22 protein-coding genes are annotated in these 21,696 nt (G+C 63.2%); 13 read left to right on the forward strand and 9 right to left on the reverse strand.

Features of this window, described 5'->3' with window-relative positions; genetic code table 11:
* Positions 1–4 precede the first annotated feature (4 nt).
* Both cysC and AC1RJW_RS04120 read left to right on the forward strand, forming a co-directional pair.
* Positions 5–535 carry an adenylyl-sulfate kinase gene (cysC, locus tag AC1RJW_RS04115; protein ID WP_493043658.1) on the forward strand — a complete coding sequence of 177 codons (531 nt, stop codon included), beginning with the start codon at positions 5–7 and terminating at the stop codon, positions 533–535.
* The gene (locus AC1RJW_RS04120) at positions 532–2,535 is read left to right on the forward strand and encodes a diguanylate cyclase domain-containing protein (RefSeq protein WP_493043660.1); all 2,004 of its coding nucleotides are present in this window, start codon (positions 532–534) and stop codon (positions 2,533–2,535) included. Before cysC ends, AC1RJW_RS04120 begins: the two co-directional genes overlap by 4 nt.
* A 3-nt stretch (positions 2,536–2,538) precedes the next feature.
* Here the strand turns inward: AC1RJW_RS04120 and AC1RJW_RS04125 are convergent, their stop codons facing one another.
* The 3 genes from AC1RJW_RS04125 to AC1RJW_RS04135 all read right to left on the reverse strand — a co-directional run bounded on the left by AC1RJW_RS04125 (position 2,539) and on the right by AC1RJW_RS04135 (position 5,160).
* A complete protein-coding gene (locus AC1RJW_RS04125) occupies positions 2,539–3,456 on the reverse strand; it encodes a pyridoxal-phosphate dependent enzyme (protein WP_493043662.1) in 918 nt (305 codons plus the stop codon).
* A gap of 85 nt (positions 3,457–3,541) precedes the next feature.
* Positions 3,542–4,045, reverse strand: coding sequence for a MarR family winged helix-turn-helix transcriptional regulator (locus AC1RJW_RS04130; RefSeq protein ID WP_046684031.1), 504 nt, complete (start codon positions 4,043–4,045; stop codon positions 3,542–3,544).
* Positions 4,046–4,401: 356 nt separating this feature from the next.
* A complete protein-coding gene (locus AC1RJW_RS04135; protein ID WP_193316641.1) occupies positions 4,402–5,160 on the reverse strand; it encodes a DeoR/GlpR family DNA-binding transcription regulator in 759 nt (252 codons plus the stop codon).
* 226 nt (positions 5,161–5,386) lie between these two features.
* On the opposite strand from AC1RJW_RS04135, the gene glpD reads away from it, so the two are divergent.
* The 8 genes from glpD (at position 5,387) to glpK (ending at position 14,557) form a co-directional block, all read left to right on the forward strand.
* A complete protein-coding gene (gene glpD, locus AC1RJW_RS04140) occupies positions 5,387–6,925 on the forward strand; it encodes a glycerol-3-phosphate dehydrogenase (protein WP_493043665.1) in 1,539 nt (512 codons plus the stop codon).
* Between the two features lie 74 nt (positions 6,926–6,999).
* Entirely contained in the window at positions 7,000–8,094 is a 1,095-nt protein-coding gene (locus AC1RJW_RS04145) for an ABC transporter ATP-binding protein (protein ID WP_493043667.1), read from the forward strand.
* A gap of 1 nt (position 8,095) precedes the next feature.
* Positions 8,096–9,196 carry an ABC transporter ATP-binding protein gene (locus tag AC1RJW_RS04150; protein WP_493043669.1) on the forward strand — a complete coding sequence of 367 codons (1,101 nt, stop codon included), beginning with the start codon at positions 8,096–8,098 and terminating at the stop codon, positions 9,194–9,196.
* Complete coding sequence (locus AC1RJW_RS04155) at positions 9,196–10,080, forward strand: carbohydrate ABC transporter permease (protein ID WP_034754965.1); 885 nt, start codon at positions 9,196–9,198, stop codon at positions 10,078–10,080. The genes AC1RJW_RS04150 and AC1RJW_RS04155 overlap by 1 nt, the downstream gene beginning before the upstream one ends.
* Positions 10,077–10,883 (forward strand): carbohydrate ABC transporter permease, encoded by an 807-nt coding sequence (locus AC1RJW_RS04160; RefSeq protein WP_414654679.1) that lies wholly within the window; start codon positions 10,077–10,079, stop codon positions 10,881–10,883. Before AC1RJW_RS04155 ends, AC1RJW_RS04160 begins: the two co-directional genes overlap by 4 nt.
* A gap of 1 nt (position 10,884) precedes the next feature.
* Positions 10,885–11,190, forward strand: coding sequence for a DUF2160 domain-containing protein (locus tag AC1RJW_RS04165; RefSeq protein ID WP_493043672.1), 306 nt, complete (start codon positions 10,885–10,887; stop codon positions 11,188–11,190).
* 72 nt (positions 11,191–11,262) lie between these two features.
* Entirely contained in the window at positions 11,263–12,990 is a 1,728-nt protein-coding gene (locus tag AC1RJW_RS04170; protein WP_034779106.1) for an ABC transporter substrate-binding protein, read from the forward strand.
* A 73-nt stretch (positions 12,991–13,063) separates the two neighbouring features.
* Positions 13,064–14,557 (forward strand): glycerol kinase GlpK, encoded by a 1,494-nt coding sequence (gene glpK, locus AC1RJW_RS04175; RefSeq protein WP_493043674.1) that lies wholly within the window; start codon positions 13,064–13,066, stop codon positions 14,555–14,557.
* 4 nt (positions 14,558–14,561) lie between these two features.
* Here glpK and AC1RJW_RS04180 read toward each other — a convergent pair whose 3' ends face one another.
* Together AC1RJW_RS04180 and AC1RJW_RS04185 are read right to left on the reverse strand one after the other, a co-directional pair.
* Positions 14,562–15,737 carry an alpha/beta hydrolase gene (locus AC1RJW_RS04180; RefSeq protein WP_493043676.1) on the reverse strand — a complete coding sequence of 392 codons (1,176 nt, stop codon included), beginning with the start codon at positions 15,735–15,737 and terminating at the stop codon, positions 14,562–14,564.
* 20 nt (positions 15,738–15,757) lie between these two features.
* Positions 15,758–16,321: a YdcF family protein gene (locus AC1RJW_RS04185; RefSeq protein WP_493043678.1), complete on the reverse strand. Its 564-nt coding sequence runs from the start codon at positions 16,319–16,321 to the stop codon at positions 15,758–15,760.
* 150 nt (positions 16,322–16,471) lie between these two features.
* On the opposite strand from AC1RJW_RS04185, the gene AC1RJW_RS04190 reads away from it, so the two are divergent.
* A complete protein-coding gene (locus AC1RJW_RS04190) occupies positions 16,472–16,963 on the forward strand; it encodes a hypothetical protein (protein ID WP_092794470.1) in 492 nt (163 codons plus the stop codon).
* A gap of 9 nt (positions 16,964–16,972) precedes the next feature.
* On the opposite strand, the gene AC1RJW_RS04195 is transcribed toward AC1RJW_RS04190, so the two are convergent.
* Positions 16,973–17,614, reverse strand: coding sequence for a cysteine hydrolase family protein (locus AC1RJW_RS04195; RefSeq protein ID WP_493043680.1), 642 nt, complete (start codon positions 17,612–17,614; stop codon positions 16,973–16,975).
* A gap of 139 nt (positions 17,615–17,753) precedes the next feature.
* Here AC1RJW_RS04195 and AC1RJW_RS04200 point away from each other — a divergent pair, with 139 nt between their 5' ends.
* Together AC1RJW_RS04200 and AC1RJW_RS04205 are read left to right on the forward strand one after the other, a co-directional pair.
* Positions 17,754–18,719 (forward strand): GlxA family transcriptional regulator, encoded by a 966-nt coding sequence (locus AC1RJW_RS04200; RefSeq protein ID WP_493044203.1) that lies wholly within the window; start codon positions 17,754–17,756, stop codon positions 18,717–18,719.
* A 112-nt stretch (positions 18,720–18,831) separates the two neighbouring features.
* Positions 18,832–19,734, forward strand: a complete 903-nt coding sequence (locus AC1RJW_RS04205) for a hypothetical protein (protein WP_493043682.1) — start codon at positions 18,832–18,834, stop codon at positions 19,732–19,734.
* Here AC1RJW_RS04205 and AC1RJW_RS04210 read toward each other — a convergent pair.
* From AC1RJW_RS04210 to AC1RJW_RS04220, 3 genes are all read right to left on the reverse strand, one after another.
* Positions 19,717–20,574, reverse strand: a complete 858-nt coding sequence (locus tag AC1RJW_RS04210) for a tetratricopeptide repeat protein (RefSeq protein ID WP_493043684.1) — start codon at positions 20,572–20,574, stop codon at positions 19,717–19,719. The genes AC1RJW_RS04205 and AC1RJW_RS04210 overlap by 18 nt on opposite strands.
* A 91-nt stretch (positions 20,575–20,665) precedes the next feature.
* The gene (locus AC1RJW_RS04215) at positions 20,666–21,232 is read right to left on the reverse strand and encodes a carboxymuconolactone decarboxylase family protein (protein WP_230504600.1); all 567 of its coding nucleotides are present in this window, start codon (positions 21,230–21,232) and stop codon (positions 20,666–20,668) included.
* A gap of 95 nt (positions 21,233–21,327) precedes the next feature.
* Entirely contained in the window at positions 21,328–21,675 is a 348-nt protein-coding gene (locus AC1RJW_RS04220) for a hypothetical protein (RefSeq protein WP_070222194.1), read from the reverse strand.
* Positions 21,676–21,696: the final 21 nt, after the last annotated feature.

Raw genomic sequence — 21,696 nt, forward strand, 5'->3', positions numbered from 1 at the left:
TGTGATGACGGCAGGACAATACGACACGGTCTGGCTGACGGGCTTGAGCGGCGCCGGCAAGTCCAGCATCGCGGACGCGCTGGCGCGCCAGCTCAAGGCGCAGGGCCGCGCCGTGGCGGTGCTCGACGGCGACCAGCTGCGCCATGGCTTGAACCGCGACCTGGGTTTTACGCCGGCAGACCGGCATGAAAACATCCGCCGCGTGGCCGAAGTGGCGCGCCTGATGAACGAGGCGGGATTGACCGTCATCGCCGCCTTCATTTCGCCCTACCGCGCCGACCGGGCCATGGCCGCCGCCATCATCGGCGCCGCGCATTTCATTGAAGTCCACGTCAGCACGCCGCTGGCCGTGTGCGAGGCGCGCGATCCCAAGGGCCTGTATGAAAAGGCGCGGGCGGGGCAGCTGGCGCAGTTCACGGGCATTTCCGCGCCGTATGAAGCGCCGCTGGCGGCCGCGCTGACCCTGGACACGGGCGCCCTGGCGCTGGACGAGTCGGTCGGACGCATTTGCCGGCTTTTGCAGCAGCGCCAGTGAGGAACTGGCGAATTCGGCTGCGCCGGCGCCTGCCGGCCAGCCTGAAGGCGCGCATGAGCGTGGTCGTCTTCCTGCTCGTGCTCGCTGCCGTCGCTTCGCTGGCGCTGGCCACCCTGTCCGTGGCCGAGCGCGGCATGCGCGACGTGACGGGACGCCAGCAGTACGTCTCGCTGGCCAGTGCCGCCGTCTTCATCGACGAGGAACTCGACGCGAAGCGCAACGTGCTGCGCGCCATCGCCGACAGCCTGGCGGCCAGCGGCGCGCACGACGGCGCCAGCCTGCAGCGTTTCCTGGCCGCGCAAACGGTGCTGGGCAAGGAATTCTATACGGCCGGCGTGCTCGGCATCGACGGAGCCGTGCTGGCCAGCGTGGGTCCCTTCAAGCCGCAGGCGGCGCTGAACGTGAAGGGGCGACCTTACTTTGAACAGACGCTGGCGACCCGGCGCTCGGTGATCTCGGCGCCGCTCAACGGCAGCATTTCCGGCATGCCCATCGTCGTGGTGACGCAGCCCGTGTTCGACGCGCAGGGCGCCATGCGCTATGTGCTGGCGGCCAGCGTCAACCTGCGCCAGCCCGATTTCCTGGGCCGCCTGGGCGCCCTCAAGCCCGGCACGGGCGGCTACCTGTACATCATGACCGGCGAAGGCATCATCGTCGAGCATCCCGACAAGTCGCGCATCATGCAGCATATCGAAGCGCATGGCCCCATCAGCGTGCCCACGCGGCGCGCCATGCAGGGTTTCGAGGGTTGGCTGACGGGCACCACCACGCAAGGCGTCGATGCGCTGTTTGCCTACCATCGCATCGCCTCGACGGGCTGGATACTGGCGTCCGTGTATCCCATGCGCGACGCGTTCGCGCCGCTGCACGCCATCCGCAGCAAGATCCTGCTGGCCGCCGTGCTGCTGGCGGCGCTGGCGGGCCTGGCCGGCTGGCGCGTGGTGCTGCGCCTGTTGCAGCCTCTGGAGCGGCTGCGCCGCCATGTGCATGAAATCCGCCGCCAGCGCCTGGGCATCGAGGCGCTGCAGATCGGGCGGCGCGACGAGATCGGCGACTTGAGCCGCGATTTTTACTCGCTGGTGGCCGAGCGCGAAATCGCCGAGGCGCAGACGCGCGACAGCGAGCGGCGCCTGAAACTGCTGACGGACCACGTCCCCGTGGTGATCGTCTACATCGACCGCGAGCACCGCTACCAGTTCATCAACGCGACGTTTGAAAAATGGTTCGGCAGGTCGCGGCGGGAAAGCATGATGCAGTCGATCCGCGAGGTGCTGGGCGAGGAAGCCTACCAGCTGCGCGAGCAATACCTGCGGCGCGCCTTCGCGGGCGAGGAGGTCGACTATGAATTTACCATCGGCGGCGACGGCGACGCCGGCCAGCGCGCCTTCCAGACCAGCTACGTGCCCGATGTGGGCGAGAGCGGCGCGGTGGAAGGCGTGTATGGCCTGATCCACGAAATCACCAAGACCAGGGCCGTGCATACGGCGCTGCAGTTCGCCGCCGCCACGGATATCCTGACGGGCATCGCCAACCGGCGCCGTTTCGACGAGCAGCTGGAATTGAGCATGCAGCGCACGCGGGCAGCGCGCGCGCCGATGGCGCTGGCGTATCTCGATATCGACCGTTTCAAGGCCATCAACGACAGCCTGGGGCACAAGGCGGGCGACGAGGTGCTGAAGGAATTTGCCGCGCGCCTGGTGCGCAGCGTGCGCGCCAGCGACCTGGTGGCGCGCCTGGCCGGCGATGAATTCGTGATCATTCTCGAAGGCGTGAACGGCGCGGCCGAAGTGCGCCAGGTCGGCGCCAAGATCGTCGAGGCCATCCGCCAGCCGTTTGCGCTGGCCGGCGGCCCGCTGCCGGTGACGACCAGCGTCGGCATGGCCATCTTCCGCGAAGGCGCGCTGACGCCGGCGCAGCTGCTGGACCTGGCCGACCAGGCCCTGTACGCCGCCAAGGGGCAGGGCCGCGACGGCGTGGCGCTGCTCGAGGCGGCGCCGTAGCGACTACAGGGTGGCGCTCCAGTGGTCGAGCTGCTGCGTGGTGGCCGTCACGCCGCCGCAGACGATGACGAGCACATTGCGGTAGGGCGCCAGTTCCGGCGCCTTGCCGTAGACGGCTGCCAGCGCCGCGCCGCAGGCCGGTTCCACCACCAGGCGCTGGTCGGCAATAAACCGCTGGCAGGCGTCGACGGCGGCACGGTCCGACACCACCACGCTGTGCAGCAGGCGCGTCTGGCTGATGGCGTAGGCCTGCGCGCAGACCTGGCGCGCGGCCAGCGAGGTGGCGATGCTGCTCACGGCCGGCAGGGCCACGTGTTCGCGCGCGGCCACGGCGGCTGCCAGCGAAGCGGCGCCTGCGGTTTCCACGGCTACCAGGGCCACGTCGTCCCAGCCGTTGCGCTGCAAGCCCTCGGCCACGCCGGCCAGCAGGCCGCCGCCGCCCACCGACAGCACGACGGCGTCCGGTTTCAGGCCCGCGCGGGCCACTTCATCGATCATGCCGGCATGGCCTTGCCACAGCAGCGGGTCGTCGAACGGGTGCAGAAAGGCGTCTTGCGGCGTGAGCATCGATTGCGCCAGCGCGTTGGCTTCCTGCCAGGCGGCGCCGTGCACGATGACTTCGGCGCCTTCCTGGGCGATCAGGGCCTTGGCCCGTTCGCTCGTCGTTTCCGGCACGACGACGATGACGGGAATGCCCAGCTGGCGTCCCGCATAGGCGACGGCGATGCCGGCATTGCCGCCGGAAGAGGAAATGAAGCGGCTGGCGCCGCGCCGCGCATATTCTTCGCAGGCGAGGCCGATGCCGCGGATCTTGAAGGAGCCGGGCGGCTGCAAGGCTTCGAGCTTGAGCCAGATGGCGCGTTCGCTGTGCAGGCTCAGGGCGCGCGAGTTGAGCAAGGGAGTTTCGATGTGCAGGGCCATGCGTGTTCCTGGTAAACAGTCAGGCCTGCATCATAGCCGAAGCGCCCGCGCCAGCGTGTCACCCTTGCCCGGAATATGGCTGCAGCTAGTTCAGCGGAGCGCTCTTGAGCTGGTGCGTGCGCGCCACTTCCTTCATCGCCTCGAGCAGGTCGTCGCGCAGCTGGCGCGGCAGCTTGCCGAAGAATTCCTCGTCGTTCTGGTCGGCCATCTCGGCCAGCACGGGCACCAGCGCCTCGCCTTCCGTGGTCAGTTCGATCGAGTGCTGGCGGCGGTCGGCCAGCAGGATGGATTTGCTGACCATGCCCTTGCTTTCCAGGCGGTCGATCAGTTTCGACACGGCGCCCTTGCTCATGCCGGACACTTGCGCCAGCACCGTGGGCGAGGTGCAGCCCAGGCGGAACATTTCGCGCAGCACCACCCATTCGGACACCGTCACGCCATTGGCTTCGGCTTTTTTCTGGAAGCTGTGGGAAACGTGGTTGGAAACGAAACGCAGCCAGTAACCGAGATGGGCTTCCAGCTCGCTGACGGGGACGCTGTTGGGATGGGCGGCTTGCGGCATGGCGGCCGATTCAAAATTATGGCTCATTTCTCTTCCTTCACTGGGCGGCGTTGCCGGCATGGTTAAGGCCTTCACGCTTGCTGTCGAGTGGTTTGTTGGGGAACAATCGTCGTGCTTGAGGTATTTCTAACACTGTTTTCACAGGAAATCACTTACCGGCAAAAATTTTTTCCTTTTTTCTTGCTCTAAATGGATAAAAAGCAATATCAAGCAAATAATCGTATTGCTAGAGAGGAAGATTAAAAAAATAACTCATGTTGTATCAATGGTAACAGCATTTTTGCCGAATTGATAAATATTTCATATCATTCTGTTTGCTGCCCCACACACGACGTATTGCCCACGCGACAGCGTGAGGTTTTCCTGCAGAAATGGCGGTCCGTTCAGGCCAGCACCACCTTCACGCCCGCCTCGCGCAATACTTCGGCAAAGCGGGGCGGCGGCGGCGCATCCGTGAACAGGATGTCGACTTGCGCCAGGTCGGCCAGGCGCACCAGCGCCTTGCGGCCGAATTTATGCTGGTCGGCCACCAGCCATACTTCGCGCGACTGTTCGATGATGGCCTGCGCCACTTTGACCTCGCGCGCGTCGAAGTCGCGCAGGCTGCCGTCCTCGTCGATGCTGGAAATGCCGATGATGCCGATGTCGACCTTGAACTGGCGGATGAAGTCGATGGTGGCTTCGCCGACGATGCCGCGGTCGCGCCCGCGCACCACGCCGCCGGCCACGATGACTTCGCAGGCGGCGTTGTCGGCCAGGATGGCGGCCACGTTCAGGTTGTTCGTCACCACGTGCAAGCCCGTGTGGCGGCCCAGCGCGCGCGCCACTTCCTCGGTCGTCGTGCCGATATTGATCAGCAGCGAACAGCCGTGCGGCACCTGCGCGGCGACGGCGGCGGCGATGCGCCGCTTGGCGTCGCTGTTGAACACTTGCCGCTGGCTGTAATCGATGTTTTCCACGGACGAGGGCAAGCCGACCCCGCCGTGATAACGGGCCAGCAGGCGCGCTTCTTCCATCTGCTTGACGTCGCGGCGCACGGTTTGCGGCGTCACGTCCAGCTGCTGCGCCAGCTCCTCGACGGACATGGTGACCTTCTGGCGCACCACTTCGAGCAGGCGGCGCTGGCGGGGATTCAAAATCATGGGCTTGTCTCTTTAGAAATCACAAACGAACAGAAACGAACAAATAGTGATAAAAATATGTTGCTATCGATTCGAAATCTGGCGTATCTTATCCATATTGCATTCGAAATGCATCTGTATTGATCTTAACGACAGTCGCCGGCGATGCCTAGTCTTTCCTCGCCGGCCTTTCCCTGACATGCACGGAGTTCCGATGGCCGCAGCACAGCAAGGTGTGGAGACAACGATGGCATGCGACGTGCTGGTGGTCGGCGGCGGCATCAATGGCGCCGGCATCGCGCGCGACGCGGCCGGACGGGGCTTGTCCGTGGTGCTGTGCGAAAAGGATGACCTGGCCGCCCATACCTCGTCCGCTTCCACCAAGTTGATACACGGCGGCCTGCGCTACCTCGAATACTATGAATTCGGCCTCGTGCGCAAGGCGCTGATCGAGCGCGAAGTGCTGCTGCGCTCGGCGCCGCACATCATGTGGCCCTTGCGCTTCGTCATGCCGCACGCCCAGGGCCAGCGCCCGGCCTGGCTGATACGCGCCGGCCTGTTTCTGTACGATATGCTGGCCAAGCGGGAAATCCTGCCTGGCTCGCAGGGCATCGACCTGACGCGCCACGCGGCCGGCAAACCGTTAAAACCCCAGTTCAAGCGTGGCTTCGTGTATTCCGACGGCTGGGTCGACGATGCGCGCCTGGTGGTGCTGAACGCCATCGACGCGGCGGACAAGGGCGCGACCATCCTGACGCAGACGCGCTGCACGGCGCTGCGGCGCGATGGCGCGGGTGCGGACGCTTCCTGGCTGGCGACCCTGCTGCAAGGCGACGGGCGCGAGCTTTCCGTGCGCGCGCGCAGCGTCGTCAATGCGGCCGGGCCGTGGACGGCAGAATTCCTGCAGCAGGCGGCGCCCGGCGGACAGGGCCGGCATTTGCGCCTGATCAAGGGCAGCCATATCGTCGTCAGGCGATTGTTCGAGCATGATCACGCGTATATCTTCCAGCATCCGGACGGGCGCATCGTGTTTGCCATTCCGTATGAGCACGATTTCACCCTGATCGGCACTACCGATCTCGACTACCACGGCGACAGCGGCAAGGTGGAAATCGATGACGAGGAAATTCGTTACTTGTGCGAGCTTTCCAGTTACTATTTCAGCAAGCCCATTGTGCCGGCCGACGTGGTGTGGACGTATTCCGGCGTGCGCCCGTTGGTGGAAGACGCGGCGGCCGACGCCAAGGCCGTCACGCGTGATTACCGCTTCGAGCTGGACCAGGAAGGGGCGCCGCTGCTGAGTATTTTCGGCGGCAAGATCACCACGTTCCGCAAGCTGGCGGAGGAAGCGCTCGATGTGCTCGCACCGTTGTTGGCGCCGGTGCTTGGCAATGCGCGGCCGGCCTGGACGGCGAACGCCTGCCTGCCCGGCGGCGATGTGTTCGGCAGCACGCCGCAGAACCGGTCCGTGCGCGAGTTCGGCCAGTTCGTGCAGGGCTTGCAGCGCGACTATGCGTGGCTGCCGGCGGCACTGGTGGCGCGCTATGCACGCACCTATGGCACGCGTATCCACGTGCTGCTGGCCGGGCGGACGGATATGGCGGCCATGGGCGAGGAAATCGCCGCCGGCCTGTATGCGGCGGAAGTCGATTATCTGCGGCGCCATGAATGGGCCGTCAGCGCGGCCGACATCCTGTGGCGGCGTTCCAAGCTGGGCCTGCACCTGCCGCGCGAGACGGCGGGCAGGCTCGACGCCTGGCTGTTGCAGCATCCGTTGACGTCGTAGGCAGCACACGTAAGCGACCGCACCCCGCAGAGGGCGCGGCGAAGAATAAGAACACATCACTGGAGGAGAAGCGCGTGCAACTGGTACTGGACAAGATCAGCAGGAAGCAGGGGGCTGACGACTTTTTATATCCGATGTCGCTGGCATTGGTGCCGGGCGCCATCAACGTCTTGCTGGGCACCACGCGTGCCGGCAAGACGACCCTGATGCGCGTGATGGCGGGCCTGGACAAGCCCAGCGGGGGCACGGTGACGGCCGACGGCGTCGACGTGACGGGCGTGCCCGTCAGCAAACGTAACCTGGCCATGGTGTACCAGCAATTCATCAATTATCCGGCCTTCACCGTCTACGACAATATCGCTTCGCCCTTGCGCTTGCGCAAGGTGCCCGAGGAGCAGATCCGAGCGAAAGTGCTGGCGCTGGCCGAGCGCCTGCATATCACGCCGTATCTGCAGCGCACGCCCGGCGAACTGTCGGGCGGCCAGCAGCAGCGCACGGCGCTGGGGCGCGCGCTGATCAAGGATGCGTCGCTGCTGCTGCTCGACGAGCCCCTAGTCAACCTCGACTACAAATTGCGCGAGGAATTGCGCCGCGAATTGACGGAACTGTTTTCCAGCGGCAGCACGACGGTCGTGTACGCGACCACGGAACCGCTGGAAGCGCTGCAGCTGGGCGGTCACGTGGCCGTGCTGCACGAAGGACGCCTGTTGCAGCAGGGGCCGACCCTGGACGTCTTCAACGCGCCCAATTCCATAGCCGTGGCGCGCACCTTCAGCGATCCGCCGATCAACCTGATTCCCGCCCGCGTGGATGGTCACGGCGTGGCGCAGGCGGCGGACGGCCTGGCCATCCACCTGAGCAGCGCACAGCGCGCGCGCCTGGCGGGCCGCACGGAGGTGATCCTCGGCGTGCGTGCGCACAGCCTGCATCTGTCGCCGCAGTCCGAGGGCGACGTGGCCATCGCAGCTACGGTGGACCTGGCGGAAATCAGCGGCTCGGAAACCTATGTGCATGCGCGCCGGGGCGAGCTGGCCCTGGTGGCCCAGCTGGGCGGCGTGCACAACCTGGAGATCGGCAGCGCCTGCACCGTGTATTGCCAGCCGCACGCCTTGCTGATCTTCGCCGACGACGGCGGGCTGCTGTTTGCTCCTGCGCAAGGAGGAGCTTGACATGGCGCGCATCGAACTGGTGGACCTGGCCCACGCCTACAAACCGAACCCGGCGGCGCCCGCCGACTATGCGCTGCGGCCCATGAGCATGGAGTGGCACGACGGCGGCGCCTACGCCTTGCTGGGACCGTCCGGCTGCGGCAAGACGACCTTGCTCAATATCATCTCCGGCCTCGTGAAGCCGTCGCATGGCAAGGTGCTGTTCGACGGCAAGGATGTGACGCAGTTGCCGACCGAGGCGAGGAATATCGCGCAAGTATTCCAGTTTCCCGTCATCTACGACACCATGACCGTGCACGACAACCTGGCGTTTCCGCTGCGTAATCGCGGCTGGAAAGAGAGCGAGGTGAAAAAGCGCGTGCAGCAGGTGGCGCAGATGCTGGAGCTGACGGGCGACCTGAAACTGCGCGCCAGCGGCTTGTCCGTGGACGCCAAGCAAAAGATTTCGCTTGGACGGGGGCTCGTGCGCCCCGACGTGGCGGCCGTGCTGTTCGACGAACCGCTGACGGTGATCGACCCGCATTTGAAATGGCTGCTGCGCCGAAAACTCAAGGAAATCCACCACGAACTGAAATTGTCCTTGATCTACGTCACGCACGACCAGGTGGAAGCCTTGACCTTTGCCGACCAGGTGGTCGTCATGACGCAGGGCGAGGTGGTGCAGACGGGCAGCGCGCAGGCGCTGTTCGAGGAACCGGAACACACGTTTGTCGGCTATTTCATCGGCAATCCGGGCATGAATTTGCTCGATTGCACGCTGGATGATGGCGGGGCGAGGGTGGCGGGACAGCCGCTGGCCGTGTCCACCGCCGCCCGCGCGGCCCTGGCTGGCGCACGAGGCAGGATCACGCTGGGCGTGCGGCCGGAATTCGTCGCATGCCTGAAGGCGGGCGAGGGCGGCGCGGGGAGCGATCATTGCCTGGACGCCACGGTGACGGCCGTGCGCAACATGGGCACGCATTACCTGGCGGAATTCCAGCTGGGCGGCGCCACGGTGGCGGCCAAGCTGCGCGCCATCGATGCCGTCGCGGGAGATGCCGTGCGGCTGCGCTTTCCGCCGCAGCGTACCTTGTTCTATGTCAACGATAAGCGGGTGGCCTGATGATACATAACGGTAAAACCGATAACAACCGCCGCGCCTGGCTACTGATCTTGCCCGTGCTGCTGTGCGTGGCCTTTTCCGCCATCCTGCCCCTGATGACGGTGGTCAATTATTCCGTGCAGGACATTCTGAGTCCCACGCAAAAGGTCTTCGTGGGCACCGAGTGGTTCCGCATGGTCATGCTCGACGGCGACCTGCACAGCGCCTTGCTGCGCCAGCTGCTGTTTTCCGGCTCCGTGCTGGCCATCCAGATTCCGCTCGGCATCTTGATTGCCCTGTGCATGCCGGCCGATGGCTGGAAGGCGTCGCTGGCGCTGGTGCTGATCGCGCTGCCCTTGCTGATTCCCTGGAACGTGGTGGGCACCATCTGGCAAATCTTCGGCCGCGGCGACATCGGCCTGATGGGCTATACCCTGAATCAATTGGGTTTTGACTACAATTACAACGGCAATTCGCTCGACGCCTGGCTGACGGTGATGGTGATGGATATCTGGCATTGGACGCCCCTGGTCGTGCTGCTGTGCTATGCGGGCTTGCGCGCCATTCCCGACGCGTACTACCAGGCGGCGCGCATCGACGGCGCCTCGCGCCTGGCCGTGTTCCGCTACATCCAGCTGCCGAAACTGCGCAATGTGCTGATGATCGCCGTCTTGCTGCGCTTCATGGACAGTTTCATGATCTACACGGAACCGTTCGTGCTGACGGGCGGCGGGCCGGGCAATGCGACCACCTTTTTGTCGCAATACCTGACGCAAAAGGCCGTGGGCCAGTTCGACCTGGGACCGGCCTCGGCCTTCTCACTGATCTATTTCCTCATCATCCTGCTGTTCTGCTTTGTGCTGTACACGTGGATGCAGCGCGTCGGCACGGGAGACCAGAAATGATGCACAAGAAAATGAGCAGCACCATCCTCGTGGTCTTTTTGCTGGCGTCATTGTTGCCCATCTACTGGATGCTCAACATGTCGCTCAAGACCAACGAGGAAATCGTGGGGGTCTTGAGCCTGTGGCCCCAGCAATGGACGTTCGCCAACTACCACACGATTTTTACCGACCGTTCCTGGTACAGCGGCTACATCAATTCCATGATCTACGTGGCCTTGAACATGGTCATGTCGGTCACGGTCGCCTTGCCGGCAGCCTACGCTTTTTCCCGCTACAACTTTGTCGGCGACAAGCATTTATTCTTCTGGTTGTTGACCAATCGCATGACGCCGCCCGCCGTCTTCCTCGTGCCGTTCTTCCAGCTGTATTCGACGGTGGGCCTGATGGATACGCATCTGGCCGTGGCGCTGGCGCACATGGTCTTCAACGTGCCGCTGGCCGTGTGGATACTGGAAGGTTTCATGTCCGGCGTGCCGAAGGAAATCGACGAGACGGCGTATATCGACGGCTACAGCTTTCCCCGCTTCTTCATCCGCATCTTCTTGCCGATGATCAAGTCGGGCGTGGGCGTGACGGCGTTCTTCTGCTTCATGTTCAGCTGGGTGGAACTGCTGCTGGCGCGCACCTTGACTTCCGTCAATGCCAAGCCCATTGCCGCCACCATGACGCGCACCGTGTCGGCGGCCGGCATGGACTGGGGCGTGCTGGCGGCGGCGGGCGTGCTGACCATCGTGCCCGGCGCGCTGGTGATCTGGTTCGTGCGGCATTACATCGCCAAGGGTTTTGCGATGGGGAGGGTGTGACATGGAAAATACAAGCGATAGCACGGCCAGCCTGTTCGGCTGGATGGCGTGGACGCCGGAAGTGGCCATCTTCTTCATCTGCATCGGCTTGATGCTGGCCGGCATGACGGTGTGGCAAATCCGCTCGCCCAGCATCGAACGCAAGGGCTTTTTGCCCATGCCGACGACGCGCGGCGACCGCCTGTTCATCGGCTTGCTTACGGCGGCCTACGTGAACCTGGCGTGGGCAGGGTTCACGGAAATGCAGCAGGCCATCGGGGCTGCCATCAGTTTTGTGGTGTTGTTGATTGTTATGCGTTGGGGATGACCGGCTTGCCGGTGTTGATGGATGCCGTACCGCCAGCAGGCGGCCGGTAAAAACTATAAAAGGAGATTCACGATGAAATTGAAGTTCACGGTCTTCGCGGCTGCGGCCATGCTCGTGTCGAACGCGGCCCTGGCCGACGCCAAGCAGGCGCAAACCTGGATCGACAAGGAATTCCAGCCATCCAGCCTGAGCAAGCAGCAACAGCTTGCTGAAATGAAATGGTTCATCGATGCGGCGGCCAAGCTGAAAGCCAAGGGCATCAAGGAAATTTCCGTGGTCTCGGAAACCATCGACACCCACGTCTACGAATCGAAGACCCTGGCCAAGGCCTTCGAGGAAATCACGGGCATCAAGGTGCGCCACGACATCATCCAGGAAGGCGATGTGGTGGAAAAGCTGCAAACCTCGATGCAGTCCGGCAAGAGCATCTATGACGGCTGGATTTCCGATTCCGACCTGATCGGTACGCACTACCGCTATGGCGCCGTGGAACCGCTGTCCGACTACATGGCCGCCAAGGGCAAGGAATTCACGAATCCGGGCCTGGACCTGAAAGATTTCATCGGCATCAGCTTTACCACGGCGCCGGACGGCAAGGTGTACCAGCTGCCCGACCAGCAATTCGCCAACCTGTACTGGTTCCGCGCCGACTGGTTCGCGCGCAAGGATTTGCAAGCCAAGTTCAAGGCCAAGTATGGCTACGAGCTGGGCGTGCCGCAGAACTGGTCCGCGTATGAAGACATCGCCGACTTCTTTACCAATGACGTGAAGGAACTGGACGGCAAGAAAGTCTACGGCCACATGGATTACGGCAAGAAAGATCCGTCCCTGGGCTGGCGCTTTACCGATGCCTGGCTGTCGATGGCTGGCGCGGCCGACAAGGGCATTCCGAACGGCATGCCCGTCGACGAGTGGGGCATCAAGGTGGCGGCCGACAAGTGCACGCCCGTAGGCGCCTCGATGTCACGCGGCGGCGCCACCAATTCGCCGGCCGCCGTCTTTGCGCTGACGAAATATATCGACTGGATGAAGAAATACGCGCCGCCGCAGGCGAACGGCATGAATTTCTCGGAATCGGGTCCCGTGCCGGCGCAGGGCGAAATCGCCCAGCAAATCTTCTGGTACACGGCATTTACGGCCGGCATGACGAAACCGGGCTTGCCGGTGGTCAACAAGGACGGCACGCCGAAATGGCGCATGGCGCCGTCGCCGCATGGTCCGTACTGGAAAGAGGGCATGCAGAACGGCTACCAGGACGTCGGTTCCTGGTTCCTGTTCAAGTCCACGCCCGATGACCGCAAGGCGGCCGCCTGGCTGTACGCGCAATTCGTCACGTCGAAAACCGTGTCGCTGAAGAAATCCATCGTCGGCCTGACCTTTATTCGCGATTCCGACATCCGCCATGATTATTTTACCAAGCACGCGAATGAATACGGCGGCTTGATCGAGTTCTACCGCAGCCCCGCCCGCGTGGCGTGGACGCCGACCGGCAACAACGTGCCCGACTATCCGAAGCTGGCCCAGTTGTGGTGGAAGAACGTGGCCACGGCCATCACGGCGGAAAAAACGCCGCAAGCCGCCATGGATAACCTGGCCGAGGAAATGGACCAGGTCATGGCGCGCCTGCAGCGGGCCGGCATGAAGGCGTGCGCGCCCAAGCTCAATCCGAAGGTCGATCCGAACCAGTATCTGTCGGACCAGCATGCCCCTTGGAAAAAGCTGGCGAATGAAAAGCCGAAGGGTGAAACGATTGCCTACGATAAATTATTGCAGGCTTGGAAAGAAGGCAAGGTAAGGTAAACTGCCGCCGCTGTCCCCGGGGCACGGGCGCTTGTCCGTGCCCTTTTTTCACTGTATTGATGTAGTAGCGACCATGACCAAATACATACTTGCTTTAGACCAGGGCACCACCAGTTCGCGCGCCATCCTGTTCGACCATGCGGGCCGGCCGCACGCCAGCGCGCAGCGGGAATTTCGCCAGATTTTTCCCCAGCCGGGCTGGGTCGAGCATGACGCCGGCGAAATCTGGGCCTCGCAAGAGGGTGTGCTGCAGCAGGTGCTGCGCGACAGCGGCGTGGCGGCATCCGACGTGGCCGCCATCGGCGTGACCAACCAGCGCGAAACGACGGTGCTGTGGGACCGCGCCACGGGCGAACCCGTCGCCAACGCCATCGTCTGGCAAGACCGGAGAAACGCGGCCTACTGCGAGCAGCTGGTTGAACAGGGCAAGGCGGACGTGATCCAGCGCAAGACGGGTCTCGTGCTCGATGCGTATTTTTCCGCAACTAAATTGAAATGGCTGCTCGACAACGTGGCCGGCGCCCGCGCGCGCGCCGAGCGGGGAGAGCTGGCCTTCGGCACGGTCGACAGCTGGCTGATCTACAAGATGAGCGGCGCCCACTTGACGGACACGAGCAACGCGGCGCGCACCATGCTGTTCAATATCCATACCCTGCAATGGGACACGGACCTGCTGGCGCTGCTGGACATTCCCGCCTCGCTGCTGCCCGACGTCGTGCCATCGAGCGGCGTGGCCGCGCACACGCGCGTGGACCTGCTGGGCGTGTCCGTGCCGATCGCCGGCATCGCGGGCGACCAGCAGGCCGCCACCTTCGGCCAGGCCTGTCTGAAACCGGGCATGGCGAAGAATACCTACGGCACGGGCTGCTTCATGCTGATGAACGTGGGCAAGCGCCCCCTGCCATCGAAAAACCGGCTGCTGACGACGGTGGGCTGGAGCCTGGGACCTGATGCAAATCAAACCGATTATTTGCTCGAAGGCAGCGCCTTCATCGCGGGCGCGGCCGTGCAATGGATGCGCGACGGCATCGGCATCATCCGCGACTCGTCCGAAGTGGAAGCGCTGGCCACCAGCGTGCCCGATTCGGGCGGCCTGGTCTTCGTGCCCGCGTTCGCGGGACTCGGCGCGCCGTACTGGGACCCGTACGCGCGCGGCACCCTGATCGGCATCACGCGCGGCACGGGCAAGGCGCACATCGCGCGCGCGGCATTGGAGGGCGTGGCTTACCAGAACGTCGATGTGTTGTCCGCCATGCAGGACGACGCGGGCATTGCGCTATCCGAGTTGCGCGTGGACGGCGGCGCGGCCCGCAACGACATGCTGATGCAGTTCCAGGCCGACATCTTGAATGTGCCCGTGGTGCGCCCCGTGGTGACGGAAACGACGGCCCTGGGCGCCGCCTACCTGGCGGGCCTGGCCGTGGGCTTCTGGGCCTCGCAGGAAGAAATCGCCGCCCAATGGCAGGTGGGGCGCCGATTCGAGCCGGCCATGGCGGCCGACGAACGGCTGACGCGCTTGCATAAATGGCAGCGCGCGGTGGAGCGCTCGCGCGACTGGAGCGAGTGACTCCTTATTGACCGTATCTTGCCGCTTCCGAAAGGGCCAGCAGTGAGCGGCTCCAGATATTCGTCCATGTATTCATGCCGTGGCCGCTCGGCACGTAGATTTCCTGCACCAGGGCGCCACGGGAACGCACATCCGGCGCCATCGCGCGCGCATTGGCAAGGAACCCGCTTTCCAGGTGGCCGGCGCCGATGAAGACGCGGCGCTCCGTTAGACGGGTATCCGCTCGTGACTTCCATTCGGCGGGCGACATGATAATCGCGCCTGAAAATACGTCGGGCCTGGCCAGCAGCATATCGTACGCCCAGGCGCCGCCATTCGAATAGCCAGCACTGTAGCGCGCCAACGGAAGGTCTTCTCCTTCTATTTCCTGTATGAGGGTTACAGTGGAAAAATGCATGAAAGCGTCATAGCGTGCCGGATGGTAGCCAAATAACAGCTCATCGATTCGGATGTTATTGGTATTTTCCTTGGCTTCCGCGTTATAGATACCCACGAAAACAAAGTGGCTCAAATCGCGCTGGTCGAGCAAGGCGTTCTTGACCAGAAAAACCAGCGACTGGCCATCGGCCATGTAAATCACCTGGCAAACCGTTAAGTTCTGCAGGCAAGCGCGGCCCTTGATGACAGTGACCTTGCGCACGCCAAATTCTTGGCTGATTTTAAATGCGCGTTCAGTCAGTGCCATGCCGGCATTTTGCAGTACGGATTGATCGATATCGTTGCGTGGGGCAAGGAATTCCTTGCTGCCATGGTAAGTGGCGTTACCATTCGATGGTTGAGCTACATTAAACAAGCGCAATTCCAGCAGCGATTTATCCATGTCATGCCAGCGAAATTTCGCCGCATAGAGATCATCGCCAAGCGGATCGAGATAAGCCTGTATGTCGCAGCAGAGATAAGGTTTGCGCGCGAACGTGATATCGCTAGCGGCAACCCTGGCCGTGACTGTTAGCGTATCGCCTTGTACTGCAATGGAAAAGGGCTTTTTTGCGGCGGATTCCCGAGATTTCTCGATGTCCGTGCTGCTTAATTCATCCTTGCATGCTTTTGTATATCCAGCCTCTTTATTCTGTACGCTGCATTTCGTGAAATCGCGCAGAGGAAACTCTTCTTTGTTTTGAGAGAAGCTGGAATTAACGAGGCCGAAAACGGCAATCAAAACCATCAGCAACTTCTGCATGCATTCCATCCTGTTTTTAATTAATGGTGAAATGTATAGTACACCGCATAACCGACAGTTTCCCGGGGAGTGGAATAAAAGTCGCGCAACTCGAAATAGGGCGCGTGCACGTTGCCGCTGACGGTGATGCCGGCCCGTTCCAACGCCAGCCGGAAGCGGGGCACGTGAAAGTATTGCGTGGCGACCATGGCTGTCTTCCAGCCGCGTGCGCGCATCAATGCCGCCGCGTTGCGGGCCGTGGCATCCGTGGTCCAGCCTTGATTATCCTCAAGGATGGCGCCGGCGGGCACGCCGTGCTTGAGCAGGTAGCGGGCCATAGCCGCGGCCTCGTCGAACCCTTCCTTGCCCGTCGCCCCGCTGACGAGGATGTGCGGCGCCCGGCCTGCCTGGAATTGCGTCAGCGCCGCGTCGAGCCGCGCCTGCAGGCGGGGGCTGGGCGTGCCGTCGGGCAGGATCGTGTTGCCAGGCACGACGATCACGTCGGCCGGGGCCAGCTTGTCGTCGAGGCCCTCCAGCACCAGGGCGGCCGTGGCCAGCAGGAACGTTATCAGCGCCAGCAGGGCGGTCAGTGTCAATCTTCGCATCGTCAGGCATCCGGCAGGTTTTTCGTGAGCGCGACTGTAGCAGATCGCGCCGCGAATTGACCATTCGCAAGCCGACGCAGGTGGATTTTCGCCTATGCTAAGCTTGGTGATCTGGCAACCTGATCCCCTTACTTGCATTGGAGAACCAGCATGACAGCCGTATCCAGCATCCTGATTGCCATCGCTTTCGCCGCCCAGGCGGACCAGTATGAGCATGCCGAACGTGCCGGGCGCGGAGATGATATCCAGCTCGTCTGCTATGGCGAGGCAGAAAAAACCGTCATGGAAAATCGTTCCGGCATGGAATGGGACAATGACAAGCATCAATATGTGCAGAAATCCACCGTGGAAACGGGCAAGAGCCGTTTCGATACGGCCGTCAACGTCAGTATCCAGGGCAGCGCGGCGCAAATCCGTTTGCCGAAGCAGCTGATTCCACCGATTCATGGCGACAGCAACGACGGCTGGTGGGATCTGATGGATTTGATCGTGGGCCACGATGAAATCCGCGGCCGTTTCCGTCTGAACGCCCTGAACCGCCCCACCGTGGTGATCAACCGCCGCAGCGGCGTGATCACGGTCGACGGCATGATCAAGTTCAGCGGCCGCTGCGACGCCGATGACGGGCACCGGCGCTTTTAAGAAGCCAACTCAGGCGGCGACAGCCGCCTTGCGCGCGCGCTGGTTCGACAGATAAATATTGTCCTTTTCCAGCGGCTTGCCTTCGCGCACGGCGTCGAGCCAGTCCTGCGTGCTGGCGACGGCGGCGAAATTCGAGTGGAACACGCTGCTGAAGACGCGGTGGATTTCCTCGGCGCTGGCCGTGCCGCCCGCATTGGCGTAGGGCAGGGTGCCGGTGGCGTCCTGCAGGAACTCGACTTGCAAGCCGTCGTGCGCGGCGTGGTAGATGGTGGCGGCGTCGCAGTTGTGCGTCATGTAGCCGATCACCGTCAGGGTGTCGATGCCGTGGCTCTCCAGCCATGCGCGCAAGTCCGTGCCCGCAAACGCGCTGCCCATGCTCTTGTTGATGCGGTGGTCGGCGGCAAAGGCGGCCACTTGCGGATGCAGCTGCCAGCCGTCGCTGCCTTTTGCAAAGATGGGAGAAGCTTCCGGCGCATCGTGCTGGACGACGATGACGGGCACGCCGGCGGCGCGGGCGGCGGCCATGGCGGTGACAATGTTCGGCAGGGAAATCTCGACGGACGGATATTCGATGGGCATGTCGCCCGTGAAGTATTCGTTTTGCACGTCGATGACGAGCAGGGCGCGGCGCGGTACGGTAGTGGTGGACATGCGTGACTCCTGAATGGTTGAAAGAGGATGGACTTCCCCGATACCGTCATTTTCAAGCCGCGCGCCGTAAATAAAAAGTGGCCCGAAGGCCTATCTGCGATAAAATCGGGCCATGCCTACTTTTCCAGCTTCTTCCCCCTTGAGCGTGGCCGTGATCGCCTTCGACGGCATGACGCCATTCCACTTGTCCGTGCCTTGCCTCGTGTTTGGCGCCCAGACGGACGAGGCCGACCTGCCGCCTTTCCACGTGCGCGTGTGCGCCGCCGATCCCGTGCCCTTGCGCACGGCGGCCGGCTTCGGCATCACGCCCGAGTTCGGCCTGGAAGGGCTGGACGGCGCCGATATCGTCATCATGCCGGCCTGGCACGACGATTGCCGCGACGCGGCGCCATCCCTGGTCGCGGCGCTGCAGGCGGCCAGCGGGCGCGGCGCGCGCATGGTGGGCCTGTGCCTGGGCGCGTTTCCCCTGGCGCAGGCGGGCTTGTTGGATGGCAAGAGTGCAGCCACGCACTGGGGCATGGCGGACCGGCTGGCGGCCCGCTACCCCAGGGTCAGGGTGGACCGGGAAGTGCTGTACGTGGACGATGGCGGCGTGCTGACGTCGGCCGGCGTGGCGGCCGGCCTCGATTGCTGCCTGTATCTGCTGCGCCAGCTGGCGGGCGCCGAGGTGGCCAACCGGGTGGCGCGCCGGCTGCTGGTGGCGCCGCACCGCCAGGGCGGGCAGGCGCAATTCATCGAGCGCCCGCTGCCCGTGTCCGGCAGTGAAGGGCGCTTTGCCGACGTGCTCGCCTGCGTGACGGCCAGCCTGGGCCAGGCGCACAGCATCGATGCGCTGGCGGAGCGGGCCGCCATGAGCCGGCGCAATTTTACGCGCCACTTCCGCCAGGCGACGGGTACGTCGTTCAAGCAATGGCTGCTGAACCAGCGTCTTGCGCATGCGCAAAGCCTGCTGGAAAAAAGCGCGGCATCGATCGATGTCGTGGCGCAAGAAGCCGGTTTCGGCACGGCCCTGTCGCTGCGCCAGCATTTCCGGGCCAGCTTGCAGACGTCGCCGTCGGCGTATCGCAAGCTGTTCCGGCAGCGCTCGGCCGATGGCGTGGCCTGAGTCCGGACACGGCCCTTCTTGTTGCTAATTAATGAAGTGCATTTCTAGTTGTGCTGGGATAATATTCACGCGGATTTTATATATTGACATCACCCAGCCGAAAGAGACGCGCTTGAAAAACCTATTTCCCATCACTGCACTGGCCTTCTGCCTGTTCTCAAACACGGCGCTTGCCCAGACTGGCAAGGACTGCACCGCCATCGTCCAGTCCGCGCAAAACGCGGCAGACAGGGCGGACTGGGTGATCGATGGCGATGTCGTCGATGTCGTGCGCATGCATGCCGACCCTGAGCGCCTTCATGTCAGCATTGACAATGCCAAGGTTGAATACGAGCTTGAGCGTTCGCCCCGTTTCTTCAGTGCCATGTTGATCGCCGATGCGTGTTTTTCAGAAAGCGCAATACCCGTGCGGGGTAAGGCCGCCGCCAGTCAGCTCGTCGGCAAGCGCATGCGCTTTTATGGCACAAAACTGACAGCAGGCGGGGGACGCCGCTTTTTCTTCGTGCAAGCCGTCGCCCCGGCCATGCCTGCCATTGCCGTGGTGCGCAAGGAATATACGGATAAAAAACAGCTGCCTATCGCTGCGCCGTTCGATGCGCAGGGCTGGACCCGGGCACGCTCGGCAGATGGCGGTTTTTCAGTGGACATGCCCGGCCCTTTTTCCGATATGACGAAGGGCAGTGGCGGGCAAGCGGCGTTCATGCTGCGTGGAACCGACCGTCATGGCTCCACGTTCATGGCTGTGTTTGAACGGTCCGGTCCTGGTTCGAGCATGGGCACAACGTTTGACGAGGCATATTTCAAGCCGAATGCCAATGTCACCAAGTTCAAGGGCGCCGATGCCGTCACCACGCAGGGAACTTTACCTGAAAGCAATGGCGCAAAGATCACGCATGGACTGTGGTTCCGCGTGCCTGGTGGAACGTATATGTTGAGCGTCATTGCCGACAAGGAACATGATGCACAGTCGCTCGCATCCCGACAGCGATTCTTCCAGTCACTGACCTTTGAATAGCATCATCGCTGGATCCCGGCTGCCGTTGGGCAGCTGCGCGCTGACGGCGATTTGCCGCGCGATGAAGGCGGTCTGGTCAAATTCGTAGCGTTCCTGGAACGAAACGGTTTCCGCGCTCATCAGTTCGGCATACGTCTGCATCAGGGTCGAGGCGCAAACATGCTTGCCTTGTTCGAGGTAGGTGTCGATGGCGGCCAGCAGCACGGGGTAGTCGGCATTGTCCTTGCTGCCGCCGAAATTGAACGACAATTGCCCGCAGGCGCGCCAGATGGGGTCTGGTTCCCCGTCCGGCACCGGCTGCGTGCGCAGCCATTGCAAGGCCTTGAATGGCGGGCCGCCAAACGACGGTGGAGAGATGATGGCCTGGATGGCCACCTTGACGGCTGCGTCGATTCTTCCCGCGCGCACATACTGTCCATGCAGCAGCACCAGCGCGTCCGTATATTCGGGCAGGATGGCCAGCGCCGCTTCCAGCAGCGCGATGGCGGCGTCCGGCTTGCGCTGCGCAATCCATTCCTTGGCTTCCAGATAGGCTGCGCGGGGCGAGGCGGGGTCGTCGGCCAGCGACGGCGTGGCGACGTACTCGTCTTCCGCCGTTGCGTAGGCTTGCAGAAACGCCGCCAGGCTGGAAAAGTGCGGCTGCAGGCGCCACTCGTCGTGCCAGGTCTCGACGACGATCGGTTCCGCCGCTTCGCGGCCGATGGGCCAGTACAGGCCGAACGTGTCGCCATTGCCCAGTGCGCCCTCGGCGAACGGGGTGAAGCCGAGCGGCGGATACGCTGTCGTGTGTTGCCAGTCTTGTTCGACCGAGATGGGGGCGAGGTTTGCAGGTAATTGCATGGAGGTTGCCGAGGATAAAACGCCAGTGTAGAGCAAGAGCGCGTCCGCTGGCGTTCCCTATCGCAGGGGGACAAGTGAGGGGCCAGGCCCTTCAGTCGCGTTCCGGCACCGGCACGTTGAAGCCGTTCAAGGTGGTCGAGACCAGCGCGTACAGGCCCACCAGGTAGATCAGCTCGTTGGTGCCGTGCTGACCGAAGGTGGCCAGCGCCAGGCGGTACAGCGGCTCCGGCAGCGTGCCGCCGCCGCTGAGCGCGTAGGCCAGGTCGTAGGCGATGCTCTCATGCTGGTCCAGGTCGACGGGCTTGACGTCGGCCACCAGCGTGGCCAGGCGCTCGGCCGACATGCCTTCGCGCTCCGCGACGGCGATGTGGGCGTAGATTTCATAGGCGGCGTTGTAGCGCGCGCCGACCACCAGGATGGCAATCTGGCGCACGTTGTCGGGCAGCGTGGCGTTGGCTGTCATGGCCAGCGTCAGGTCCCAGATGGCCTTGCCGATGGCCGGTTCGTGCAGCCACGGATTCCATGGCCCCATCAGGGCGCCGTCTTCGCGCACGGCGATGAAATCGTTGAAATTGCTGGTGATGCCTTTGCGCATATCGTCGTACAGCGGCTGCTGTTCGGGCGTCAGGTCTTGCGGAGCGATCAGGGGCAGGCGCATGGAAACTCCTTGCTGGGTAGGTGAGCGGTGGGCGGCGGTAGCCAGCAGCCAGTATAGCCAGCCAGCGTGGCAGGCGGCGCCCGTTCGCTGTGCGCCTACTTGCGCGGCTCGTGAATGCGGAATTTCTTCACGACACCCGCCTGGTCGAACATGACGGCCACTTCGCGCGTGCCTTTTTCGCCCAGCAGGGGGATCAGCCGCGTCACCTTGGGCGCTTGCAGCTGGTTCTTGTAGACCCAGACTTCATAGCCGGGATCGAAGCTGACGACGGTGGCGTTGCCCAGCGCCGCATCGAGGTCGAGGCGGGTGGTCTTGCCCACCTTGATGTTCTGATAGATGGCGCCGTTGTCGGGCGCGCGGTTGACCTTGTATTCACTGGCGGTGCACATGGCCACGGCCAGGCCCGCGAGGCAGGAAGCTGCCAGTTTTATCAATGTGTTCATAGGGACTCCCAGTGTGCATCA

This window comes from Janthinobacterium sp. GW822-FHT07A03 (assembly GCF_058798815.1).